This is a genomic window from Lysinibacillus louembei (assembly GCF_033880585.1).
GTDB classification, from domain to species: domain Bacteria; phylum Bacillota; class Bacilli; order Bacillales_A; family Planococcaceae; genus Metasolibacillus; species Metasolibacillus louembei.
Genome location: NZ_CP137624.1, coordinates 2601372 through 2621461 on the forward strand (window position 1 = coordinate 2601372; position 20090 = coordinate 2621461).

21 protein-coding genes and 2 other annotated features are annotated in these 20090 nt (G+C 40.3%); of the genes, 20 read left to right on the forward strand and 1 reads right to left on the reverse strand.

The window, feature by feature from the left end:
• Nucleotides 1-25 precede the first annotated feature (25 nt).
• On the forward strand, nucleotides 26-748 hold the full coding sequence (locus R6U77_RS12970) for a hypothetical protein (protein ID WP_319835951.1): 723 nt from the start codon (nucleotides 26-28) through the stop codon (nucleotides 746-748).
• A gap of 54 nt (nucleotides 749-802) precedes the next feature.
• On the opposite strand, the gene R6U77_RS12975 is transcribed toward R6U77_RS12970, so the two are convergent.
• Nucleotides 803-997 (reverse strand): hypothetical protein, encoded by a 195-nt coding sequence (locus R6U77_RS12975; RefSeq protein ID WP_293928570.1) that lies wholly within the window; start codon nucleotides 995-997, stop codon nucleotides 803-805.
• A gap of 63 nt (nucleotides 998-1060) precedes the next feature.
• Nucleotides 1061-1292: a binding site (T-box leader), on the forward strand.
• 49 nt (nucleotides 1293-1341) lie between these two features.
• On the opposite strand from R6U77_RS12975, the gene R6U77_RS12980 reads away from it, so the two are divergent.
• The 19 genes from R6U77_RS12980 (at nucleotide 1342) to obgE (ending at nucleotide 20080) form a co-directional block, all read left to right on the forward strand.
• Complete coding sequence (locus R6U77_RS12980) at nucleotides 1342-3987, forward strand: valine--tRNA ligase (protein ID WP_319835952.1); 2646 nt, start codon at nucleotides 1342-1344, stop codon at nucleotides 3985-3987.
• Nucleotides 3988-4088: 101 nt separating this feature from the next.
• Nucleotides 4089-5345 carry a bifunctional folylpolyglutamate synthase/dihydrofolate synthase gene (locus R6U77_RS12985; protein WP_319835953.1) on the forward strand — a complete coding sequence of 419 codons (1257 nt, stop codon included), beginning with the start codon at nucleotides 4089-4091 and terminating at the stop codon, nucleotides 5343-5345.
• Nucleotides 5342-6559 (forward strand): bifunctional folylpolyglutamate synthase/dihydrofolate synthase, encoded by a 1218-nt coding sequence (locus tag R6U77_RS12990; protein ID WP_319835954.1) that lies wholly within the window; start codon nucleotides 5342-5344, stop codon nucleotides 6557-6559. Before R6U77_RS12985 ends, R6U77_RS12990 begins: the two co-directional genes overlap by 4 nt.
• Before the next feature lie 92 nt (nucleotides 6560-6651).
• A complete protein-coding gene (locus R6U77_RS12995; RefSeq protein WP_293928562.1) occupies nucleotides 6652-7230 on the forward strand; it encodes a hypothetical protein in 579 nt (192 codons plus the stop codon).
• 98 nt (nucleotides 7231-7328) lie between these two features.
• A complete protein-coding gene (locus tag R6U77_RS13000; protein WP_319835955.1) occupies nucleotides 7329-7916 on the forward strand; it encodes a Maf family protein in 588 nt (195 codons plus the stop codon).
• Nucleotides 7917-7939: 23 nt separating this feature from the next.
• The gene (gene radC, locus R6U77_RS13005) at nucleotides 7940-8596 is read left to right on the forward strand and encodes a RadC family protein (RefSeq protein ID WP_319835956.1); all 657 of its coding nucleotides are present in this window, start codon (nucleotides 7940-7942) and stop codon (nucleotides 8594-8596) included.
• Between the two features lie 700 nt (nucleotides 8597-9296).
• Entirely contained in the window at nucleotides 9297-11168 is a 1872-nt protein-coding gene (ltrA, locus tag R6U77_RS13010; RefSeq protein WP_319835957.1) for a group II intron reverse transcriptase/maturase, read from the forward strand.
• Nucleotides 11169-11649: 481 nt separating this feature from the next.
• Complete coding sequence (locus R6U77_RS13015; protein ID WP_293920776.1) at nucleotides 11650-12669, forward strand: rod shape-determining protein; 1020 nt, start codon at nucleotides 11650-11652, stop codon at nucleotides 12667-12669.
• Between the two features lie 12 nt (nucleotides 12670-12681).
• Complete coding sequence (gene mreC, locus R6U77_RS13020) at nucleotides 12682-13590, forward strand: rod shape-determining protein MreC (protein WP_293920775.1); 909 nt, start codon at nucleotides 12682-12684, stop codon at nucleotides 13588-13590.
• Nucleotides 13591-14118, forward strand: a complete 528-nt coding sequence (gene mreD, locus R6U77_RS13025) for a rod shape-determining protein MreD (protein ID WP_293920773.1) — start codon at nucleotides 13591-13593, stop codon at nucleotides 14116-14118.
• Nucleotides 14119-14170: 52 nt separating this feature from the next.
• Nucleotides 14171-14839, forward strand: a complete 669-nt coding sequence (locus tag R6U77_RS13030; protein WP_293920772.1) for a septum site-determining protein MinC — start codon at nucleotides 14171-14173, stop codon at nucleotides 14837-14839.
• Between the two features lies 1 nt (nucleotide 14840).
• A complete protein-coding gene (gene minD / locus R6U77_RS13035) occupies nucleotides 14841-15638 on the forward strand; it encodes a septum site-determining protein MinD (protein WP_293920771.1) in 798 nt (265 codons plus the stop codon).
• A gap of 175 nt (nucleotides 15639-15813) precedes the next feature.
• Entirely contained in the window at nucleotides 15814-16350 is a 537-nt protein-coding gene (locus R6U77_RS13040) for a hypothetical protein (protein ID WP_319835958.1), read from the forward strand.
• 10 nt (nucleotides 16351-16360) lie between these two features.
• Nucleotides 16361-16960, forward strand: coding sequence for a site-2 protease family protein (locus R6U77_RS13045; protein WP_319835959.1), 600 nt, complete (start codon nucleotides 16361-16363; stop codon nucleotides 16958-16960).
• A 40-nt stretch (nucleotides 16961-17000) separates the two neighbouring features.
• Nucleotides 17001-17089: a sequence feature (ribosomal protein L21 leader region), on the forward strand.
• Nucleotides 17090-17104: 15 nt separating this feature from the next.
• Nucleotides 17105-17413 carry a 50S ribosomal protein L21 gene (gene rplU / locus R6U77_RS13050; RefSeq protein ID WP_293920766.1) on the forward strand — a complete coding sequence of 103 codons (309 nt, stop codon included), beginning with the start codon at nucleotides 17105-17107 and terminating at the stop codon, nucleotides 17411-17413.
• A 16-nt stretch (nucleotides 17414-17429) separates the two neighbouring features.
• Nucleotides 17430-17768: a ribosomal-processing cysteine protease Prp gene (locus tag R6U77_RS13055; protein ID WP_293920765.1), complete on the forward strand. Its 339-nt coding sequence runs from the start codon at nucleotides 17430-17432 to the stop codon at nucleotides 17766-17768.
• Between the two features lie 13 nt (nucleotides 17769-17781).
• Entirely contained in the window at nucleotides 17782-18081 is a 300-nt protein-coding gene (gene rpmA, locus R6U77_RS13060) for a 50S ribosomal protein L27 (RefSeq protein ID WP_293920764.1), read from the forward strand.
• Nucleotides 18082-18257: 176 nt separating this feature from the next.
• Nucleotides 18258-18785 (forward strand): Spo0B domain-containing protein, encoded by a 528-nt coding sequence (locus tag R6U77_RS13065; protein ID WP_319835960.1) that lies wholly within the window; start codon nucleotides 18258-18260, stop codon nucleotides 18783-18785.
• A 5-nt stretch (nucleotides 18786-18790) separates the two neighbouring features.
• Nucleotides 18791-20080: a GTPase ObgE gene (gene obgE, locus R6U77_RS13070; protein WP_319835961.1), complete on the forward strand. Its 1290-nt coding sequence runs from the start codon at nucleotides 18791-18793 to the stop codon at nucleotides 20078-20080.
• The last annotated feature ends 10 nt before the right edge of the window (nucleotides 20081-20090 follow it).

Below are 20090 nucleotides of genomic sequence, written 5' to 3' on the forward strand. Positions count from 1 at the left end.
TAGTAGTCGATAGGGAGGGAGAGCGATGAAAACAATTACTTGGGATATGGCAGAGCAATTTACATTTCCAGTTGGGCTTGGGGCATTAGAGGATGTTGTGATGGCACGTGTAACACCGCAATGGGAACAAAGCGAGGATGGGCAATCGATTCGGCTGACAGGCATTTATCATGTGGCGGCTTCTGTTGCCTTTAATCCTGCTGAGTCCATCCAGCAAGTACATGGCACATATATTGAACATATTGATATTGAGCAATCGACGGGTTATTTTGAGTATGCGTTGCCATTAGAAGTGGATTTGCCCGCACATAAAGTTACAGGGCCAATCGATTTAAAGGTGCAAAATCTAAAAGCGGTTCATGATGGGGCGAGCTGTCAGCTTGTTTGGCAAGTGACATGTGATTTTGCGGAAGATAAGGCAACGGTAGCTGTTGCTGAGCCAATTGCAGAGGTTGTTCAGCAAATCGAGGAGCCTCCTGTCGCAGTAGTTCAAGAAGAAGTGATATTACAAGTTGAAGAGCCTCTCACAGCAAAGATTCAGGAAGAGGTTGCTGTACAACCAGAGGAAGTAGCAATCCCTGTCTCTCATGAAGCAGCAGAGGTAGTCCACCATAAAGAATCTACTAGCCATCTTGTATCGGTACATCAGGAGCAAGTTGTAGCTGAAACGTCATTACAGGATGATTTTTTAGCTGATTTAACAGAAACATACAGTGTGTTAAATGTTCGCTCAACTAGAATAGAGTAAAATACTTATAAAGTTGCTAGGAAAATGGGGTGATTATTTTCCTAGCAACTTTTCTTAAATCCAATCAGTTAATAATAAATAAGCAAGTAATCCTAAAATTGCTAGCAAAATTAAATCGCCTGTTGTGGGGACAATAAACACACGCACGCCTTGAAAGATGACAATAGGCAAAATAATCGTGCGACAATAAAAGCGTGTTTTGCGTAGCCATGGTGGTAGCAAATAAGGATTATAATTTTTTCGACGCATAAAAAACCATCCTTCCACTTGAAATTCAACGTTAAATTATATACAATATGTTCAAGTTAAATAGTTGATGCAATGAGTAGGAAGAGTAAAATGTCCTCGTTTGGTTAGAGAGGGAGCGGTAGCTGAAAAGCTCCTACAATACGAACATTTGAATGTAGCCTAGGAGCAGTTTTTGTGAACGATAAGTAGCAAAAGCCGGTTAAACACCGTTATCTGAATTGAGAGCCAATCCTTTTTGAGGATTGGAATAAAGGTGGTACCGCGAACAAATTATATGCACTCCTTCGTCCTTTTTATAGGCGAGAGGAGTGTTTTTTTATTTTTAATCTTAGGAGGAAGACAACATGACAGAACAGCTAACGATGTCAACAAAGTATGAGCCAAATGCCATTGAAGCAGGACGCTATGAGTGGTGGCTTAAAGGGAAATTTTTTGAAGCACAGCCAGCTAGCGATAAAGAGCCTTATTCAATTGTAATTCCACCACCAAACGTAACAGGTAAATTGCATTTAGGGCACGCATGGGATACGACGTTGCAAGATATTTTGATTCGCATGAAGCGCATGCAAGGCTATGATGCTCTTTGGCTACCAGGAATGGATCATGCAGGAATTGCGACACAAGCAAAGGTAGAGCAAAAGCTACGTGAGCAAGGTGTGACACGCTATGACCTAGGACGCGAGAAATTCCTTGAAAAAACATGGGAATGGAAAGAGGAGTATGCAGGTCATATTCGCGATCAATGGGCGAAGCTAGGCTTAGCATTAGACTATTCACGTGAGCGCTTCACATTAGATGAAGGTCTATCTGATGCTGTAAAGGAAGTATTCGTTCAGTTATATGAAAAAGGCTTAATTTATCGCGGTGAGCGCATTATTAACTGGGACCCAGCGGCGAAAACAGCGTTATCAGATATTGAAGTAATTTATCAAGATGTACAAGGTGCATTTTATCATATGAAATACCCGTTAGCAGATGGCTCAGGATATGTGGAAGTTGCAACAACGCGCCCTGAAACGATGCTAGGAGACTCAGGTGTAGCGGTGCATCCAGATGATGAACGCTATCAGCATTTAATCGGTAAAACGGTTATTTTACCAATCGTAGGACGTGAAATTCCAATCGTAGCAGATGACTACGTAGATAAAGATTTTGGAACAGGTGTTGTAAAAATGACACCAGCGCATGACCCAAATGATTTTGAAGTAGGTAATCGCCATAATTTAGAGCGCATTTTAGTAATGAATGAAGACGGCACAATGAATGAGCTAGCTGGCAAGTATAAAGACATGGATCGTTTCGAATGTCGCAAGCAAATCGTAGCGGATTTACAGGAAGCAGGCGTACTATTCAAAATTGAAGAGCATATGCATTCTGTGGGTCACTCTGAGCGTTCAGGCGCTGTTGTAGAGCCATATTTATCAGCACAATGGTTTGTAAAAATGCAGCCGCTTGCCGATGCATCGCTTGAATTGCAAAAGGATGAAGCAGGCAAAGTCAACTTCGTACCAGCACGCTTTGAAAATACGTACGCACGCTGGATGGAAAATATTCGTGACTGGTGTATTTCTCGTCAATTATGGTGGGGTCACCAAATTCCAGCATGGTACCATAATGAGACAGGCGAAATTTACGTTGGCAAAGAAGCTCCAGCAGATAGCGAAAATTGGACACAGGATGAAGACGTTTTAGACACTTGGTTCTCATCTGCTTTATGGCCATTTTCAACAATGGGCTGGCCAGACGCTGAAAATGAAGAATTTAAACGCTATTACCCAACAAGCACATTAGTAACCGGCTATGATATCATTTTCTTCTGGGTTTCTCGCATGATTTTCCAAGGACTTGAATTTACAGGTGAACGCCCATTTAAAGATGTATTAATTCATGGTTTAGTGCGCGATGCAGAAGGACGCAAAATGTCCAAATCGCTAGGTAATGGTGTTGATCCAATGGATGTTATCGATCAATACGGTGCTGATTCATTGCGTTATTTCTTAGCGACAGGCTCATCGCCAGGGCAAGATTTACGTTATTCAACAGAAAAAGTAGAGGCAACTTGGAATTTTGCCAATAAAATTTGGAACGCCTCTCGCTTTGCCTTGATGAATATGGACGGCTTAACATATGATGAAATCGATTTAACAGGCAATTTATCAGTTGCAGATAAATGGATTTTATCTCGCTTAAACAATACGATCGAACGTGTAACAGCATTATCAGATAAATATGAGTTCGGCGAAGTTGGACGCGAATTGTATAACTTCATTTGGGACGATTTCTGTTCTTGGTATATTGAAATGGCGAAGCTGCCACTATATGGTGAAGATGAAGCAGCGAAAAAGACAACTCGTTCGGTGCTAGCGCATGTATTAGATCAAACGATGCGTTTATTGCACCCATTCATGCCGTTTATTACAGAAGAAATTTGGCAGCACCTACCACATGAAGGTGAATCCATTACAGTAGCAGCATGGCCAACTGTCAACCAAGCATTTAGCTTCGAGCAAGATGAGCAAAGCATGAAGCTGCTTATGGATATTATACGTTCAGTGCGTAACATCCGTGCTGAGGTAAATACACCAATGAGCAAAAAAGTAGGGCTTTACGTATCGGCAAAAGATGCAGCGACAGCAGCAGTGCTTGAGACAAACAAAGCGTACATCGAAAAATTCTGTAACCCAGAGCCTTTAATCATCGGTGAAAATGTGGAAGTACCAGGACAAACGATGTCGGCAGTTGTAACAGGCGCAGAAGTATTTTTACCGTTAGCTGGTTTAATCAACGTAGAGGAAGAAATCGCACGCTTAGAGAAAGAGCTAGAAAAATGGGCAAAAGAAGTGAAGCTTGTGACTGGCAAGCTATCAAACGAAAAATTCGTGTCGAAAGCACCAGAAGCATTAGTACAGGCAGAGCGTGAAAAATTAGCAGATTACGAAGAAAAACACGCAACGGTTGAAAAGCGTTTAGCAGAACTAAAAAATATGTAAAAATGAAGGGCGACTGATAAGCATTAGTCGCCCTTTTTCTGGAAACGTGGAATAAATCTCGAAAAGCATGGAATAAATCCAAAACAAATGGAGTGTAGGCAATGTTTCAAACGATGCAGCAATGTACAGATTTTATTTTTCAATTAAAGGCAAGCAGCTATAAAGGCGCGCCGTTGGAGGCAATGAGCAAAATATTGGCAGCGCTTGGACATCCAGAGCGTAAAACGAAATTTATTCATTTTGCAGGCTCTAATGGCAAAGGCTCAACATTAAATGCGACGAGAGAAATTTTAATGGCGCATGACTGGACTGTAGGCGCTTTTATTTCACCACATTTAGAGCGAGCAAATGAGCGCATTACGATTAATCAGCAAGAAATTTCAGACGAGCAGTTTTTACGCTATGCCAATGCGGTAGCACAGGCTGTCGAGGAGCAGTTAAACGGGCAATTTCCAAGCTTTTTTGAAGTCGTGACATGTATTGCACTTCAGCATTTTGCAGAGGAAGAGGTCGATATTGCATTGCTTGAGACAGGTATTGGTGGAAGGCTTGATGCGACAAATGTTGTGATACCTGAAGTGAGTGTCATTACAACAATTTCGTTGGAGCATACGGATTTATTAGGTGATACACATGCACTAATTGCGGCTGAAAAGGCAGGCATTATTAAAAAAGGTAAGCCTGTCGTTGTTGGTGTGGAGCATCCAGAGGCGAGAGAGACTATTCGCCAAATCGCACAGCAGCAGGAGGCACCAAGCTATTTATTGCATGAATCGTTTCAGGTTGAGCGCTTGGCAAATGGGGCATTTCATTATAAAGGGGATTGTAGCATTTCTAATATTCAACCAGCGATGGAAGGGATACATCAGCAAAATAACGCAGCCTTAGCGATTACAGCGAGCAAGCTAGTGTTAAGGGAGCTTAGAGAGGAAGCAGTGCGTGTGGCGTTACATCGTGCCAAGTGGCAAGGTCGCTTTGAGCGCTTTGGCACAAATCTTATTTTAGATGGTGCACATAATTCAGAAGGAACGGCTGCCTTAATTCAAACATTGCAGCAAGTAGAGCCAAATAAAAAATACCATTTTCTCTATGCGGCATTGCAGGATAAAGATCATGCTGTGAGCATTCAAATAATGGAGCAAGTCGCGACTGCACTGTATTTCACAACAATTCAGATGCCGCGTGCGATGTCAGCCCAGGCTTTGGCAGCACAAAGTCCCAATTCACATATTGTAGAGGATTGGGCAAAATTTTTAGCGGAGCAACAATTGGCAGAGGACGAGTTGCTCATTATCACGGGCTCCCTCTACTTTATTGGTGAGGTACGTACATTTTTAACACAGCGAGGTGTGCAATGATACCGAAATTGGATGAATATAAAAAACGTTGGCAATTGCCAAGTGACGATGTGATTAAGCCAGGCTTGCAACGCATGTTACAGGCATTGCAACAGCTTGGGCAGCCACAGCAATCATTGCAGGTCATTCATTTCGCAGGCACGAACGGCAAGGGCTCGACATTGACATTCGTTGAGCAAATGGCTAGAGAGCATGGCTTAACGGTGGGTAAATTTATGTCACCGTGTATTGTCGATGTACATGACCAAATTCAAATGAATGGACAACCTATTACGCAAGCACAAATGGATGCAGGTTTCAAACAGATGGTGACAGCAGGGCTACAAAATTTATTAACAGATTTTGAGCTACTAACATGTGCAGCATTGCAGCATTTTCACAATGAGCAGGTGGACTTAGTATTGCTGGAGGCAGGTATGGGAGGGCGTGAGGATAGTACAAATATCGTGATGCCTATCGTTTCCGTTATTCCAAGCATTGCCCTAGAACATACCAATTTTTTAGGCACAACATTAGCACAGATTGCGGCACATAAGGCAGGCATTATTAAACAGGAAAGACCTGTTGTGATTGGGCGTTTGCCTAAAGAGGCATATGAAGTTGTCAAAGCTGAGGCTCAACATCAAAATGCGCCATTTTTTGCGCTTGGTGAAGCATTTGAAATTGATGGGACAACATATCATCATAAAGCACGTCAGCTTGAAATTCGTAACTTGCAAAGAAGGCTTTTGGGCACGCATCAAGGGGAGAATATGGCAGTTGCGATTACCTCCTTTTTAGAGGCTGCCGCCACCCTTTCCATAGCAGTTGATATAGCTGCCATTGAACGTGCTGTCTATGCCGCACAAGTAGCTGGGCGCTTTGAGCAAGTATTGCCACATGTTTATTTCGACGGTGCACATAACCCAGCGAGCATTGCGGCACTTGTCCAAACAATTCAGCAGCAATTTCCGAATGAACAAGTGGAAATTGTGTTAGGAATGCTAGCAGATAAAGATGTCGCACAGGCGATACAGCTACTAGCAACTGTCGCTAGCAAATTTATTTTTGTCGATTTTGACAATCCACGTGCAATGAAGGCAACGCAAATGCTTGAAATGCAGGCTGGCACAATCATGACATTGCCACAAGCTGCAAATTATTTAAAGCACGATTGCAAGACGAAAATTGTCACAGGCTCCTTATATTTATTAAGCGAGCTACGAGCTTTGTAGAAAAATAGCGAAAACTTTTTTGGCGAGACTGACATAAGTCTTGCCTTTTTTCATAGCAAATTTGCTACGGTACTTATAAGGTGGTGAAAAGCATGCGAAAAAATGAATGGATTCGAGCCGCGTTACTAGGAGTTGCCTCAGGATTAGTTGGTGTTGCGCTATTTGTCGTCGTGTTAAATTTTGTAGGTAAGGAGGAAGTGAAGGAGGAAGTTCTACCAGTCCAACAAGAGGTCATTGAAGAAGAGAATGCTTCTTTTTATGCGAGTCAGCATGGGCTTTTTTCAAGTAAGGAAGGGGCACAGCAATTTATTGCAGAAAATCCCCTTTTGAATAAAGCAGCGATTATTGAAGTAAATCAACAATTTTTCGTTTGGTCAGCACTTGCGACAAATAAGCAACCAGAATCGTTAACGCCATCTGCTTTTTTTAAGCAATTGTCGGTTGTTGCTGGATGTACAGAGCCAACGCTACAAAAATTACCTGAAATTTTAATGGATGAAAAGTATCTAAAAAATTATTTTGAACAAACGCCAAAAGAAGGGGAAGTGCCCGCTGATTGGGGAAAGATACTTACAGCTGTATCAAGCCTTTCCAATGATATCAACGTCATGCGCTTACATCTTTTAGTCCATTATTATGGGGAAAATGACTGTTTGAAAATTGAGTTTTGAGTAGCTGTTTTTCGGGCAAAATTTAAATTTGGACATTTGATAAAATTGTTCAAAAATGACTTTCTCCGCTATGATAGAGCTAGTAGGAGGAGATTTGAATGAATATTATTGCACAAACAGAATTTGTACTGGCGTCAGCATCACCAAGACGCAAGGAGCTATTAGCGCAGCTAGGTATAGCGTTTGAGGTCATAACAAGTAACGTAGAAGAAACAAGTGTACAAGCGCAATCTGTCGAACAGTATGTGCAGGAGGTTGCCCGTTTGAAAACACGAGATGTCGCTGCACAATGTGGGAAGAAAACGGTAATTGGCGCTGATACAATTGTTGTCTTTCAAGACCGTTTACTACATAAGCCTAAAAATCGTGCAGAAGCGATTACCCATTTACAGGCGTTATCTGGCAATGCCCATCGCGTATTGACGGCAGTGGTCATTATTCAACCAGATGGTGAGGAAACGGTTTTTGTAGAAGAAACAGTTGTGAAATTTAAGCAGCTATCCTTTGAGCTAATTGAAGCGTATGTTGATTCTGGTGATCCATTTGATAAAGCAGGAGGCTACGGTATCCAAACACATGGTGCTCTTTTTGTTGAACGAATCGAAGGTGACTATAACAATGTCGTAGGGTTTCCGTTAGCCTCGTTATTTGAACAGCTCATTCATCTGCGCCTCCTAACATTTTAACGGAAAGGTTGTGAAGCCATCGTATGTCAATGCTCCCAGAATTGAAAATTCGCGATGTCCATGAAGCAGATCGCCCTAGAGAACGCCTCATACGTCAAGGGGCAGAAAGCTTATCGAATCAAGAATTACTGGCCATTCTATTACGGACAGGCACAAAAGAATCCTCAGTGCTCGCACTCGCCAACCGAGTACTGGTGGATTTTGAAAAACTCCACGCATTAAAGCATGCCACATTTGAAGAAATAACATCCATTAAAGGTATCGGCGAAGCGAAAGCTGTACAATTATTAGCTGCCATTGAGCTAGGAAGGCGTCTCGCACAAAAGGAAATAGATTCCCGCTACACCATCCGCTCACCCGAAGATGCCGCTACTTTTTTAATGCCTGAAATGGAGCCTTTAACACAGGAACATTTCGTGGCGCTTTTCCTCAATACGAAAAATCAAATTATCCACAAGCAAACCATTTTTATCGGCTCACTTAATGCCTCCATTGTGCATCCTAGAGAGCTTTATCGAGAAGCAATTAAGCGTTCGGCTGCTTCTATTATTTGCGCACACAATCACCCTTCTGGAAGTGCAGCGCCGAGTCCAGAGGATATAGAAGTGACGCTTCGCTTACAAGAGGCTGGGGTCATTATTGGGATTGAACTTTTAGATCATGGTGCGCGTTGTTCCTAGACAATCTGCATAGTAATATGCAATAAAACTAGGCAAAGATATCTATCTTTGAACTTTACACTCGAATAGGTGGGTGAAATTCCAACTCATCGTTAAATGTTGGTAACGGTGCTCTGAGACTCCGACATGCATAATCGGTTAACTACTTTTGTGTATGAAGCTCGGTAAAGACGCTGAAAAACGGACCTGCGAAGTGGTTAGTGAAGTAAGCGGGAGGCTATAAAACTGTCATGCTGACTCACCAGGAATCCTCGTATGTACGGCTCGTAAAGACAGAGGGAAACAAAATGAAGTTTCTCACTTCTGTAAAAGAAGTTTAATCGTGGATTTTGTATTTGTGGTTGCAAAATCTACACTACTCCTACAAAGGAATAGTGTCTTGCGTCCTTCCAACAGTGGGCAAAAAGATGATTAACGGGTTAAAGAGGACAGCTAAAACAGTTATGAAAAGCTAAAGTGTAAGGAACAACGGAACCATAGAAGATGATGGTAAGAGGAGTTAACCTCAAAGCATCTAAATTGGAGGAAATGCCAATTGAATCTATGGGGCAGCAGCCCGTAGTAGTTTTGAAGTTTCTGTAATGGAAATGGAGCGAAGGGGCATAGTCAGTTTGATTATTAAAATTAAATCAACTTGTTAGGGAAGCCGTTTGAGCATACCTGATTAAAACCTTGCATTCTCCCATAAGGAGGAATCGCAATGGAACAAAAATCTAACTATCTAAAATCAGAACAAGAATTAAGAGTTAAACAGGACGAATTATACAATAAAACCATTGAAGGTTTACAACAAAATGGTCAAGCCCCAAGTCATAAGGATTTATTGGAATTGATGGCAAGCGAAGCAACAATACTTACGGCTATCCACCGCATTAAAGCAAATAAAGGAAGTCGTACTGCTGGAAGTGACCATAAACTGATGAAGCCTGATATCTTACAAGCGGATTACCCCAAAGTTATACAATCCGTACAAGAAAGCCTTCGATATTATCGTCCAAAACCAATAAAAAGAAAGTACATTCCAAAAGCCAACTCCAAAGAATTACGTCCTTTAGGCATACCTAGCATTATAGACAGGGTTGTTCAAGAATGTGTAAGACTGATTACGGAACCTATTCTAGAAGCTCAATTTTTCCAACACTCATATGGATTTAGACCTATGCGTGATTCAAGCATGGCCTCTGTTCGAATAACGGATATTGTCCATATTACGGGTCACTATTGGGTAATTGAGGGAGACATTAGTAACTTCTTCGATTGCGTTAACCATACAGTTTTGATTAAAAAACTATGGAATATGGGAATCAGGGACAGACGTGTGCTAATGATTATTAAGGCAATGCTAAAAGCAGGAATCATGGGAGAATTGAAAGAAAACCCAATTGGAACACCTCAAGGGGGAATAATTTCCCCATTACTAGCGAATGTTTACCTTCATTCATTTGACCAATGGGTGACTAGAGAATGGGAAAATAAGAAAACACAATATCCGTACGCACACAAATATAAACAGTTTGATAGATTACGGAAAACAACACATTTGAAAGAAACATACCTTGTGCGATATGCAGACGATTGGGTACTCATCACTAGCTCAAAACGTAATGCGGAAAAATGGAAGTACAGAATTACAAAATATTTAAAAGAGCGATTAAAACTAGCATTATCCGAACAAAAAACGCTCATAACAGATATTAGAAGACGACCAATAAAATTTCTCGGCTTTGAAATCAAGGCGATCAAAGGAAAAGCGAAAAATAACCACATACTCGTTAGTAAACCAAATCAAAAGCGATTGGAAGAAAAGGTAAAAGAGATTCATAAAACCATTAAGAAAATCAAAGGCGCAACCAAGAAAGATGATTTGATTCATTGGATCAATCTTATTAACTCCAAGATAAGAGGGCTCATTCAATACTATGAATGTACAACTCAAGTAAACGTGTATTTACACAAGTATGCAGACAAACTTCATTATGCGGCTTACTTAAAACTACAGAAACATGGTGGTTATAAGTTGCCTGCGAAACAAGTGGACAATTTACAGTCAGTACACGAGAAGTACAGTACTAAAATACCGGTAATAGAATATAACGATTTGAAAATTGGTGTAACTAGGTTGGATTTCTGCACGTGGCAAAAAGCTAAAAACAAAAGTCCTAAAGAAACACCATACACCGAACAAGGACGACAGATTTATATGAATAGGACTGGTAAAAAACCTGTAAAAGTAAGAGCTGATGAGCTACTTAGTTTGAATTGGTCTAAGATAATCAGAATCGGACATAAAGAAAAATTATACAACTTTGAATATTTTATGAATCGTGCCTATACTTTTAATCGAGATAAAGGAAGATGTCGAGTATGTAAAGAGGTGTTACAGGGGGATGATATCTATATACACCATATCAGCCCAAAACTACCTCTTGATGAAGTGAATCGTGTTCCAAATCTTGCTTCTATGCATGAAAGTTGTCACCAGATGATACACAGTTCGAAAGATTACTCATCGGTCGGGAAGAAAAAGTGGGAAAAAATTCTTGGTTTTAGAGAAAAGTTGAATTTAGTTTAATAATTAGATTGATGGAACGCCGTATGAGGTGAAAGTCTCACGTACGGTGTGAAGTGGGGGAAAAGAGTTCCTAGCGAGTAATGTCGAGGTTGTCTCTTACCTATCACTATTAATTATTGGCAATCATCAATATATCAGCATGAAAGAACAAGGTTTAATGTAAATAAAAACTAGCGTGAGGAAATTTCGTTTGATAAACGAACCTTTCTCGCGCTTTTTCGTCATTATTTTGCAATGAAACTGTAAAAATAGTGGGTGATTTTTCATTTGTTTCCCGCTGTGAGAACGAATACAATAGAAAAGTGGGTAAAAGAAAAGATATTTATCAGGTTTTGCACGATATCACACTATAATTTTTAACATTTATCCGCTATAATTAAGCGTATCGTTTAGATAAGCTACATGCTGTAAATAATATGGTGACATAGCAGCTTCGTTAAAAAAATAAAAACACGCTTTACGAGGAAAGGAAGTACAGAAATTGTTTGGAATTGGAAATAAGGATGTCGGGATTGACCTAGGCACAGCAAATACACTTGTTTTTGTTAAAGGAAAAGGAATCGTTTTACGTGAGCCTTCAGTAGTGGCGAAAAATGTCAAAACAGGGGACATCGTGGCGGTAGGTAATGATGCGAAAAATATGATTGGACGTACACCAGGCTCTATCGTAGCGATTCGTCCAATGAAAGATGGCGTTATCGCAGATTTTGATATTACAACAGCAATGATTCAATATTATTTAAAGGAAGCATTAAAAAACTCAGGTTCAAATTGGAAAAAACCAAATGTAATGATTTGTGTGCCATATGGCATTACATCAGTTGAACAACGCGCAGTAATTGATGCATCGCGTCAAGCAGGAGCAAAGGATGCCTTTACGATTGAAGAGCCATTTGCAGCAGCAATCGGTGCGAATTTACCTGTTTGGGACCCAACAGGTTCAATGGTTGTTGATATCGGTGGTGGTACAACGGAGGTAGCCGTTATTTCACTTGGCGGTATTGTAACAAGCGAATCTGTTCGTATCGGCGGCGATGCGATGGACCAAGCAATCATTGGCTATATTCGCAAAACATATAATTTAACGATTGGTGAGCGTACAGCTGAAGCAATTAAAATGGAAATTGGTAGTGCACGTGCAGAGGGCAATACAGCATCTATGGACATTAGAGGACGCGATCTTGTAACAGGCTTACCTAAAACAATTGAAATTACTGCACAGGAAATTTCAGAGTCTTTACGTGAAGCGGTATCGGCAATTATTGATGGTGTGAAGCGCACGTTAGAGCAAACGCCACCTGAATTATCAGCAGACGTAATGGAACGCGGAATCGTGTTAACAGGCGGTGGTGCTTTATTGCAGAACTTGGATAAAGTGATTAGCGCTGAAACAAATATGCCAGTATTTATTGCTGAAGATCCGTTAGATTGTGTGGCAATTGGGACAGGTAAGGCGTTAGATAATATCGACTTAATTCGTGCACAGCAATTAAAAGGATAAGGTGAGGAAACAATGCCACATTTTTCAAATAAAAAAATTATCGTGTTGTTAGTTAGCACAGTTTTTCTAGTGGCATTGATTGGCTTCTCGTTAAGCAATCGTCATAATGCAACATTACCTCAACAAATTATTAAGGATACTGTTGGCTTTGCGCAATCACTTGTTGCAAAGCCAACAAATTACATAACGGGTATTTATGGTAATATCGAAGCTTTGTTAAATACGTATGACGAAAATAAACGTTTAAAAAGCCGATTGGAGGATTTTGTTGTTTTGCAATCGGAAGTGGATGGATTAAAGTCAGAAAATAAAAAGCTTCGAGAGCTAATTGACAAGGAAGAAAGCTTGCGAGATTATCAGCCGATTCATGCAACTGTAATTGCACGAAACCCTGATCAATGGGAAGAAAAAATTATTTTAAATAAAGGCCAAGTGCATGGGATTGAAAAAAACATGGCAGTTATGACAGCGCAAGGGTTAATTGGTAAGATTATTGCTGTGACGCCATTTACATCTGAAGTGGAACTACTTTACACAAATAATGCGAATTATCGTGTATCCGCACTTGTGCAAGGCGAAAAAGAAGATATTTCTGGTGTAATTGAAGGATATGATGAAGAGCGTAACGAATTAATTTTAAAGCGCATCAATTCTAGCACAGAAATAAAAGCTGGCGAGCAAGTCGTATCATCAGGTCTAGGTGGAATTTTCCCGAAAGGTATTTTAATTGGGGAAGTGACAGAAGTAACGACGGAAGATTTCGGCTTAACGAAAATGGCTTATGTTAAACCAGCAGCAGAATTTTCAATGCTTGAAAATGTGATTATTGCGAAACGTGAAGCAACCGCAATTGATGGCTCAGATGGTCAAGGCACGAATGCTGATTTAACCAATTTGCCTGAGGAAGAGGGAGAGGAATAGATGTTTATTCGTTTACTCATTCCAACAGTTGCAGTATTATTATTTTTATCAGAGTCGATGTTTGCGAAGTTTTCACCAATTATGCTTGGTGAACAACTCGTTTTTTTGGTGCCGCGCTTTTTAATTTTATATTTAATTTTCATTGCGATTTATTATAATCGTAAACGGGCGGTATTGTATGGTCTCGCTTTTGGCATATTGTATGATGTGTTTTACATTGATATTATTGGATTATACTCATTTTTATACCCATTACTATGCTTTCTGGCGGGGTGGAGTGTGAAGTATGTTCATCAGCACTTAGTCATTACAACTGTATTGGCAGTAATGCTCGTTGCAGCGATGGAAGTCGTGCTGTACGAATTTTTCTTTTTAATAGATTTCACCCCAATGACATTCCAAACGTTTCTTCATAGTCGATTAATCCCGACAATTGTAGCCAACCTATTATTTTTAGCAATACTTGGTTGGGCATTTAAATATGTAATTAATCAACGAGTGTTACAACGTGCGCGCAATGGGGCTTAATGTAATGATGTAATTATGGAATTGATAACGGAGTGTGAGGTGGCATATTATCATGAAAAAACAACTCGTCCATATTAAAGGAACGAAGGACGGTTTAATACTTCGGCTTGATGATCAATGTGCCTATGCAGAGCTTTTAGAGGAGCTAGCAGACAAAGCTTCTGAAGGTGGAATTGAAGGGAAGCTAGATGTGCAACTGCATTTAGGTACCCGTTACTGCACAAGTACACAAAAAAAAGAGCTGATTCAAATTGTGCAACAACAAGGAAATTTGATTGTATCTAAAGTACAGAGTGATGTACTAACAATTGAAGAGAGCAATCAAAAAATGCTACAAAAAAAGTGCGATACATATGTTGGCATTGTACGCTCAGGCCAAGTGCTACGAGCGACGGGCGATATTATCGTGCTTGGTGATGTCAATCCGAACGGGCGTATTGAAGCTGGCGGCAATATTTATGTCCTCGGAAGGCTAAAAGGTATTGCACATGCAGGAATAGAGGGCAATGAAAAGGCTGTTATTACGGCTTCTCATTTTGAACCAACACATGTGCTCATTGCAGATCGTGTAGAAGTAATGTCAAATGAAAAGCAAGCAGTCAAAGATAATGCCGAACAGCTATGTGCATATATTAATGAAAGTGGTACAATTTCTTATGATCGTATACAAAAGGTAAAGGAAATCCGTCCATCTTTTACAACATTTAAAGGGGGAAGCTAATGTGGGAGAAGCAATAGTAATCACTTCGGGAAAAGGCGGCGTAGGGAAAACGACATCGAGCGCTAACCTCGGCACTGCATTGGCTCTTCAAGGAAAAAAAGTATGCTTAGTAGATACAGATATTGGTTTGCGTAATTTAGATGTTGTGTTAGGTTTAGAAAATCGTATTATTTACGATTTAGTTGATGTCATAGAAGGTCGCTGTAAAGTGCATCAGGCACTTGTAAAGGACAAGCGAGTCGATGATAAACTTTTTTTATTACCCGCAGCTCAAACAACAGATAAAAACGCTGTGACCCCTGAGCAAATGAAGAGCTTAATTAGTGAATTAAAAAGTGATTTTGATTATGTATTAATTGATTGTCCAGCAGGTATTGAGCAAGGCTATCGCAATGCCGTAGCTGGAGCAGACCGTGCCATCGTTGTGACAACACCAGAAATTTCAGCTGTGCGCGATGCAGACCGCATTATCGGTTTGTTAGAGCAAGAGGAAATAGAGGCACCGAAGTTAATTATTAACCGTGTGCGCCATCATTTAATGGCATCAGGCGATACGATGGATATTACAGAGGTGACAACGCATTTATCTATTGATTTATTAGGTATTATTATTGATAGCGAGGATGTTATTAGCTCGTCTAATAAAGGGGAGCCAATCGTTATGGATCCAAATAATAAAGCATCTTTAGGCTATCGCAATATTGCGCGCCGTATTTTAGGTGAATCTGTACCATTAATGTCGATTGAACCAGAGGCAAAAGGCATGTTTGCGAAGTTTAAATCGTTGTTTACAAAATAACATGTGAAAGTCTGTCTAAAAGCGTGCTTTTGGATAGGCTTTTTATTTGTCATGTGAAAGTTATAATCTAACTAATACATAAGCTTACAAGCCATAAAATCCAATCAGTAATTTCCTACTAGGTGTAATTGATGAGTGTCACAGCATATACTATTAAAAACGATAGGATGGTGGCATGAAAAGATGGCAGTGGGGGATTGCCTTGTTATGCTGCGCGGTTGTGTGGGGAACGACACAATTGCCTGAAACGAAAACGACGAAAGTGATTAAGCGGATTGTTTATAGCCAAGACGATTTAACATTTATGCGCAATACTTTGCGCAATATTACCGTGTTTGAAGGGAAAAAGGTTGAAGTAGCTGATTACCCAGAGCGCAGGGAAATGCTGGCCTATACATCGATTCAGCCAAGTGGTAAAGGCTATTTAATGACATATGATGATGCAGTAAATCTTTTTGCATTGCAGAATGGTATTGTTGTTTTTACAGGCCACACGAAAGAAACAGGACAAACTGTTTCTATTTTTTACGATGATAACACGACGGTCACATATGGTTTTATTGATAGTTTCTCCTTGTTACCATATACGGCAATTGGCGTTAATGAAATTGTTGCAACAAAGCAGGCTGGCGACTTATATATTCGCATAGAGAAAGATAACCAGGTGCTTGATTTAGAACAAACATTAACTTGGTTAAATGAGCAGATGTAGCATGTTGCGAATGACGATTCACCCTTTATTGCTGTTCGTGTTGTTGATGATGGTGTTAACTGGTAATATTGCGCTATATAGCATTATTTTAAGCTCATTAATTATTCATGAAATCGGACATTTACTCGCTGCAAAAATGATGGATGTACCTGTGAAAAGCTGTGTCATTATGCCTTATGGTGGAGAAATTAAGCTACAGCAGGAAGGGACGTATTGGCAGCGGCTTATTATTGCAGTTGGCGGGCCTTTAGCAACTTTGCTTGGTATGGCCAGCAGTATTTTGCTGCCACCACTTTTAGCGGAGCCTTTTTTTCAAGTGCAATTTTACTTATTATGTTTAAATCTATTGCCGTTTTTACCGCTTGATGGTGGAAAGATTATTTGTTATACGCTGCTAACATTTTTTCCAAAAGCAAAAATTTATGAATTGTTTTTAGCGCTTTCATTATGTGCCTTCACCATTGTTGTATTCGTTACATTATGGCTGCTACCACAGTCGCTTCCTGTACTCGTTGTGAGCTTGTTACTTTGGGGCAATATCATAGGAGAATGGAAGTATCGAAAATATCATATTGCCTATGAGAAATTTGTCTTGAATAGGTTGACGTAGGTTTTTTCTTATGGTAGTATTTTAATGTTATTGTTTGTAGCACCCGCTACAACCGCACTGGCAAGGTGCCGAAGATTAGCATGAAATTTGCTAACACCTTGATAGTAACAGGCGAGTCTTAGTCTAAAGAGGAGGTGCATTTTAATGTACGCAATTATCGAAACTGGTGGTAAACAAATCAAAGTTGAAGCAGGTCAAGAAATCTATGTTGAAAAACTAGGTGTAGCTGCTGACGAAATCGTAACATTTGACAAAGTTTTATTCGTAGGTGGAGAAACAGTTAAAGTTGGTGCTCCAACTGTTGCTGGTGCAACTGTTACAGCGAAAGTTGTAAAAGAAGGCCGCGCTAAAAAAATTACTGTTTTCAAAATGAAAGCGAAGAAAAACTACCGTCGTAAACAAGGTCATCGTCAACCATACACGAAATTAGTTGTTGAAGCAATCAACGCTTAATTTTAGGGGGAGCCGAATGATTACGGTAACTATTTATAGCGATGAAAATCGTAAATCGTATGGATTTGAAATCTCTGGTCATGCCCTTTCAGATGTTTATGGACGTGATTTAGTATGTGCTGGTGCATCTGCCATCGCCTTTGGTGCTGTCAATGCTATTCCGCAACTTACAGGAATCACACCAGAAATAGAGCAAGGAGAACAGGGAGGTTACTTAAAAGTAACAATCCCAAATGACTTAGAGCCTGAAACAGACGATAAGCTTCAAGTGATTCTGAATACTATGGTGACACAGTTTTATACGATGACAGCAAGTTATTCAGACTTTATTGAATTGAAATATAAAATGGTCTAGGAGGTGCATCGCAATGAACTTATTATTATCATTAGACTTACAATTTTTCGCATCTAAAAAAGGTGTAGGTTCTACAAAAAACGGACGTGACTCTGAGTCAAAACGCCTTGGCGCTAAACGTGCTGATGGTCAATTCGTAACTGGTGGTTCAATTCTTTACCGTCAACGCGGTACAAAAATTTACCCAGGTACAAACGTAGGCCGTGGTGGAGATGATACTTTATTCGCTAAAGTTGACGGCGTTGTGAAATTCGAACGCTTAGGTCGCGACAAGAAACAAGTATCTGTATACCCAGTAGCTCAAGAAGCATAAGGGTTGCAAAATAGGGCTGACGCGTAAAGCTTTAACTTACGCGTCAGCCTTTTTTCTGTCAATGGATGATTGAAATTTTCTTAAGTATTGAAAAGCTCAAATTTTTCTACGCTGTTTTAGGGAAAAAAGCTGCAAAACTTGCTATACTAATAACGATACTGATTGGAGTGTAGTACATGACAACAAAGCCATTAACGATTAATGACGTATTGCGTTTTGCGAATCATGATTTTTTGAATCAACTAAATTTGATTCAAATGTATTTAGATTTACAGCGAATTGAAGAAGCGAAGCAAATCATTCAAAATATTGCAGATGATAGTAAAATGTTATCGAATATGAATAAATTGCAGCTACCACGAACTTCAGAATGGATTCAAACGTTTGCTTGGCGCTTTCCAGCAATTGAATTAAAGCTTGATAGCGATGTAAAACAAGTTGTTAATCACCCACAGCTTGATGAAGCGCTAGCACGATACTTGGAAAATACAGTTATCCATATTTATGATGGGCTTGATGCATATGCTGAGCATCAGCTTCACATTGTAACAACATCAGATGCGACACAATTCCAGTTGAGTTTTCATTTAACTGGGCATTGGTCAGAGGCATCACTCATAAGCGAAATAGAACATATGTGCATTGATATAATAGAAGTGACCGAAAACTCGTTACACTATGTATTAAGCGCAGGACTGGAGTGAAAACAATGTTTGTCGATCACGTGAAAATTTATGTAAAAGGTGGAGATGGCGGAGATGGTATGGTTGCCTTCCGTCGTGAAAAATATGTACCAAATGGCGGTCCAGCTGGTGGAGATGGCGGTCATGGTGGAAATGTCGTATTCCAAGTTGATGAAGGCTTGCGTACATTAATGGACTTCCGCTATAAGCGCCATTTCAAGGCAGAGCGTGGGGAGCATGGCATGAGTAAAGGGATGCATGGTCGTAAAGCATCTGATTTAGTCATTAAGGTGCCACCAGGTACGGTTGTCATTAATGCGGAAACGAAGGCTGTAATTGCCGATTTAGTTGAAGAAGGACAAACAGCTGTTATTGCGAAAGCTGGTCGTGGTGGGCGAGGTAATTGCCGTTTTGCAACACCTGCAAACCCTGCACCAGAGCTTGCGGAAAAAGGCGAGCCAGGGCAAGAGCTAGATGTAATTTTGGAATTAAAAGTATTAGCCGACGTTGGGCTAGTAGGCTTCCCATCAGTTGGGAAATCAACATTGCTTTCTGTCGTTTCAGCAGCGAAGCCAAAAATCGGTGCCTATCATTTTACGACAATCGTACCGAATTTAGGTATGGTTGAAACAGACGATGGTCGTTCATTTGCGATGGCCGATTTACCAGGCTTGATTGAAGGTGCGCATCAAGGTGTTGGTCTAGGGATGCAATTTTTACGCCATATTGAGCGCACAAGAGTTATCGTTCATGTCATTGATATGAGTGGCATGGAAGGTCGTGATCCATATGAGGATTATGTGACAATTAATGAAGAGCTACAGCAATACGATTTACGCTTAACAGAGCGTCCACAAATTGTTGTAGCAAATAAAATGGACATGCCTGATGCGGAGGAAAACTTACAAGCATTCCTTGAAAAAGTGGGTGACAGTGTAAAAGTATTCCCTGTTTCTGCGGTATCACGTCAAGGCTTGAAAGCCGTGCTATTTGAAGTGGCAGATTTACTAGAAGTGACACCACAATTTGAGTTGCATGATATGACAGAAGAAGAGTCTGACGCAACAGTGCTTTACAAATATGAAAAACAAGGTGAAGATTTCGACATTACACGCGATGATGATGGCGCATTTGTGCTATCAGGCTATTCGATTGAGCGTCTGTTTAAAATGACAGACTTTAGTCGTGAGGATGGTATTCGACGCTTTGCTCGTCAATTGCGTGCGATGGGCGTCGATGATGCGTTGCGTAAACGCGGTGCGGAAAATGGCGATACAGTTCGCTTAATGGAATTTGAATTTGACTTTGTAGATTAATGCTCGGGGG

Coding starts and splice junctions, on each gene's coding strand:
- R6U77_RS12970 (WP_319835951.1), top strand. CDS start 26: ATGAAAACAATTACTTGGGATATGGCAGAGCAATTTACATTTCCAGTT.
- R6U77_RS12975 (WP_293928570.1), bottom strand. CDS start 997: ATGCGTCGAAAAAATTATAATCCTTATTTGCTACCACCATGGCTACGC.
- R6U77_RS12980 (WP_319835952.1), top strand. CDS start 1,342: ATGACAGAACAGCTAACGATGTCAACAAAGTATGAGCCAAATGCCATT.
- R6U77_RS12985 (WP_319835953.1), top strand. CDS start 4,089: ATGTTTCAAACGATGCAGCAATGTACAGATTTTATTTTTCAATTAAAG.
- R6U77_RS12990 (WP_319835954.1), top strand. CDS start 5,342: ATGATACCGAAATTGGATGAATATAAAAAACGTTGGCAATTGCCAAGT.
- R6U77_RS12995 (WP_293928562.1), top strand. CDS start 6,652: ATGCGAAAAAATGAATGGATTCGAGCCGCGTTACTAGGAGTTGCCTCA.
- R6U77_RS13000 (WP_319835955.1), top strand. CDS start 7,329: ATGAATATTATTGCACAAACAGAATTTGTACTGGCGTCAGCATCACCA.
- radC (WP_319835956.1), top strand. CDS start 7,940: ATGTCAATGCTCCCAGAATTGAAAATTCGCGATGTCCATGAAGCAGAT.
- ltrA (WP_319835957.1), top strand. CDS start 9,297: ATGGAACAAAAATCTAACTATCTAAAATCAGAACAAGAATTAAGAGTT.
- mreC (WP_293920775.1), top strand. CDS start 12,682: ATGCCACATTTTTCAAATAAAAAAATTATCGTGTTGTTAGTTAGCACA.
- mreD (WP_293920773.1), top strand. CDS start 13,591: ATGTTTATTCGTTTACTCATTCCAACAGTTGCAGTATTATTATTTTTA.
- R6U77_RS13030 (WP_293920772.1), top strand. CDS start 14,171: ATGAAAAAACAACTCGTCCATATTAAAGGAACGAAGGACGGTTTAATA.
- R6U77_RS13040 (WP_319835958.1), top strand. CDS start 15,814: ATGAAAAGATGGCAGTGGGGGATTGCCTTGTTATGCTGCGCGGTTGTG.
- R6U77_RS13045 (WP_319835959.1), top strand. CDS start 16,361: ATGACGATTCACCCTTTATTGCTGTTCGTGTTGTTGATGATGGTGTTA.
- rplU (WP_293920766.1), top strand. CDS start 17,105: ATGTACGCAATTATCGAAACTGGTGGTAAACAAATCAAAGTTGAAGCA.
- R6U77_RS13055 (WP_293920765.1), top strand. CDS start 17,430: ATGATTACGGTAACTATTTATAGCGATGAAAATCGTAAATCGTATGGA.
- rpmA (WP_293920764.1), top strand. CDS start 17,782: ATGAACTTATTATTATCATTAGACTTACAATTTTTCGCATCTAAAAAA.
- R6U77_RS13065 (WP_319835960.1), top strand. CDS start 18,258: ATGACAACAAAGCCATTAACGATTAATGACGTATTGCGTTTTGCGAAT.
- obgE (WP_319835961.1), top strand. CDS start 18,791: ATGTTTGTCGATCACGTGAAAATTTATGTAAAAGGTGGAGATGGCGGA.